The organism is Pseudenhygromyxa sp. WMMC2535, assembly GCF_011083025.2.
The window spans coordinates 1-3,136 of the sequence record NZ_JABJWV010000014.1 but is presented as its reverse complement, the minus strand read 5'-3'; the positions used below and the strand labels follow the sequence as shown (position 1 = coordinate 3,136).

The following is a 3,136-nucleotide window of genomic DNA, read 5'->3' as shown; positions in this document are numbered from 1 at the left end:
GGGGGGGCGGGGGGGGGGGGGGGGGGGGGGGGGGGGGGGGGGGGGGGGGGGGGGGGGGGGGGGGGGGGGTGGGGGGGGGGGGGGGGGGGGTGGGTGGGGGGGGGGTGGGGGGGGGGGGGGGGGGGGGGGGGGGGGGGGGTGGGGGGGGGGGGGGGGGGGGGGGGGGGGGGGGGGGGGGGGGGGGGGGGGGGGGTGGGGGGGGGGGGGGGGGGGGGGGGGGGGGGGGGGGGGGGGGGGGGGGGGGGGGTGGGGGGGGGGGGGGGGGGGGGGGGGGTGGGGGGGGGGGGGGGGGGGGGGGGGGGGGGGGGGGGGGGGGGGTGGGGGGGGGGGGGGGGGGGGGGGGGGGGGGGGGGGGGGGGGGGGGGGGGGGGGGTGGGGGGGGGGGGGGGGGGGGGGGGGGGGGGGGGGGGGGGGGGGGGGGGGGGGGGTGGGGGGGGGGGGGGGGGGGGTGGGGGGGGGGGGGGGGGGGGGGGGGGGGGGGGGGGGGGGTGGGGGGGGGGGGGGGGGGGGGGGGGGGGGGGGGGGGGGTGGGGGGGGGGGGGGGGGGGGGGGGGGGGGGGGGGGGGGGGGGGGGGGGGGGGGGGGGGGGGGGGGGGGGGGGGGGGGGGGGGGGGGGGGGGGGGGGGGGTGGGGGGGGGGGGGGGGGGGGGGGGGGGGGGGGGTGGGGGGGGGGGGGGGGGGGGGGGGGTGGGGGGGGGGGGGGGGGGGGGGGGGGGGGGGGGGGGGGGGGGGGGGGGGGGGGGGGGGGGGGGGGGGGGGGGGGGGGGGGGGGGGGGGGGGGGGGGGGGGGGGGGGGGGGGGGGGGGGGGGGTGGGGGGGGGGGGGGGGGGGGGGGGGGGGGGGGGGGGGGGGGGGGGGGGGGGGGGGGGGGGGGGGGGGGGGGGGGGGGGGGGGGGGGGGGGGGGGGGGGGGGGGGGGGTGGGGGGGGGGGGGGGGGGGGGGGGGGGTGGGGGGGGGGGGGGGGGGGGGGGGGGTTGTGTTTCGGCGGGTGAAACTGTCGCTGGTACGACGTGCGCTCCACCGTGATCTTGCCCTGCGCCCAGTCGATCGACGACCAATGCAACCGACGATCTCGCCCGAGCGCAAGCCCGCGTCGCCAGCGAGCAAGACCATTACCAGGTTGCGGGGCGAGGACCATCCCAGCCGAGCGAACAAGCAGGGCGTACTCCTCGAAGTCGTAGAAGTCGCGGGGCTTGTCGACCTCGGGCAGGCGCTTGATCTGGGTGGCGCCTCGATCACCCCGAACTGCGCTGCGCAGGTCATGAAGGTGCTCGAGGTCGTGAGGATGCAGTTGATGGTCTTGTTGTTGCGATCAGCGATGCTCGCCTTGAAGCGCTGGACGTCCTCTTCTGAGATTTCATCGAGAGGTCGATCGCCGAAGGCCGGGATCAGGTGCACCCGCAGGTGGCTGCACATGTTCCGGCTGGAGCTCGGCTCGAGGCCGTTGGCCTTGATGTGGCCCTCGATATAGCGCGGGGTGAACTCGGCGAAGGTGGGGGATCTCCTTTTCAGTGGTGGCGGCACGTTTGCCGCGAGGCGTCGGACCATGGATCAGCAGGTGGCGCTCTCGTTCCCGCGCCCAGCGCAGCGACGCAGCCTTGGTCGCGTAGGGCGACTTGCGCCGCTCGCGGTTCACAACGTCCGCGCCCGTACTGCTTGCCGGTGCCTGCCCGCGCGCCCGCGAATCCCCCATCGGAGCCTCGCCGTCCTCGCCGTCCGCTCGCTACACCGCGCCCAGCAGACGATCGCCCGGTCGAGCTCCCGCAGCGTGCGGTGGCCCTGGCCACGACCAAAGCGCAGCCGGGCCCCCTCGAGGGTCCGGGGCGGAAGCTGTGGCCCGATCATCAGGCCGAGCAACGGCGCGAGCTCGGACTGCTCGAGGGCCTCGGCGGCCGTGGGCACGCTCGACCGGTGCACGGCGTGGACCCGGCCGAGCGCGGCGCCCTCGAGGACATCGACGCCTGGCTGCGCGCGCGCGAGCAGGGCTGAAGAAAGGCCCTGTCAGCGCCTGCGGAGCGTAGCGACGAGGACGACGACCGCGATCAGCGGCGCGGCGACGCTCAAGAAGATACGCAGCGCCCGGGCAGCCACGCCGAGGTCTCGAGCGGGGCGTCGTCGGGCTCGGCGAGCGCGGCGTCCACTCGCACGCCTGCGTCCAGGCGATCGGCCCAGGGCTCGGCCTCCGCGGTCGGGCGAGCCTTCGCGGACTCCGGCGGCCACCAGCGAACCTGTGAGGACACGAGCGCCTGTCGGCCGCGAAAGACGCGGTGATAGCTGAACGCGAGCTGATCGAAGAACTCGACGAAGGCGAGGGTAGGCACGCCGCCAAACTCCTCGAGGGTGTAGAGCTGGTCTCGACGGCCCATGTGGCGATGGTCACCGCAGAGCAGCTCGAGCTGGGCTGTCGCAAAGCGCAGCTCGTCGCCCTCGGTCCGCGGCTGCGGCGGGCGAGTCGAGACCGAGAGCGCGAGGTCTCCTCCGGCCTCGAAGCGGGGCACGAAGGCCAGCACGAGCAGCTCGCCGGGCTCCTCCCCGTCGAGTTCGGCAGCCAGCGGGGCGAGGCGCGCGTGCAATTCGGGCGGGCAGCTACGCTGCTCCTCGGGCGTCCATAGGCACAAGCCCTCGTCGTCGAACTCGACCGCGACCCCCGGGTGCTCGGCGCTCTCGACGTGCACTCGGCCGGCGATCAGGAGCGCGAGGGCGAGGACCGAGGCCGGCATGCTCACCGCGGATATCACAGCGTCATCGGGGCTTCAAGGCGCCGTGCTCGCTCACAGCGTCCGCAAGAGCGGCTCGAGCAGGTCCGCGAGCTCGGCCGAGCTCGCCTTCCCGGCGTAGAGCTGCTTCTCGATGTCCGCCCAGGTGAGGCCGTCGGGAAGCCCGTTGACGACCAAGTTGGCGAATCGCCAGCTGCTCGGCCCTGCGCCCGGGCAACGCACGCGCAAGCTCGTGCATCCGGTCTGCGAGGTCCCTGCACCGGCGAGTCGGTCGCCGAAGTCGGTGGCGTCAACGTCCACGCAGGTCCGGCAATCGACGGTCGAGATCGTCGTCGACTCGAGCGACTGTGCCGGTACGTCGCGCGACCGCCCGTCGCTCAGGAGCGGCTCGAGCTGAGCCGGATCGCCAACGTCTGGTG

The 3,136-nt window shown here is 78.3% G+C and carries 4 protein-coding genes; 2 read left to right on the top strand and 2 right to left on the bottom strand.

Annotation, left to right across the window (positions count from 1 at the left end):
- The first annotated feature begins 1,057 nt into the window (after window positions 1-1,057).
- Window positions 1,058-1,471, top strand: a complete 414-nt coding sequence (locus G6O69_RS41165) for a hypothetical protein (RefSeq protein WP_255216842.1) — start codon at window positions 1,058-1,060, stop codon at window positions 1,469-1,471.
- Between the two features lie 302 nt (window positions 1,472-1,773).
- Window positions 1,774-1,989 (top strand): hypothetical protein, encoded by a 216-nt coding sequence (locus G6O69_RS38205; protein ID WP_172307459.1) that lies wholly within the window; start codon window positions 1,774-1,776, stop codon window positions 1,987-1,989.
- Between the two features lie 71 nt (window positions 1,990-2,060).
- Here the strand turns inward: G6O69_RS38205 and G6O69_RS38200 are convergent, their stop codons facing one another.
- Together G6O69_RS38200 and G6O69_RS41160 are read right to left on the bottom strand one after the other, a co-directional pair.
- Window positions 2,061-2,720, bottom strand: coding sequence for a hypothetical protein (locus tag G6O69_RS38200; RefSeq protein ID WP_176397365.1), 660 nt, complete (start codon window positions 2,718-2,720; stop codon window positions 2,061-2,063).
- Window positions 2,721-2,771: 51 nt separating this feature from the next.
- On the bottom strand, window positions 2,772-3,136 hold a 365-nt coding region (locus tag G6O69_RS41160), incomplete at its 5' end, for a hypothetical protein (RefSeq protein ID WP_255216841.1).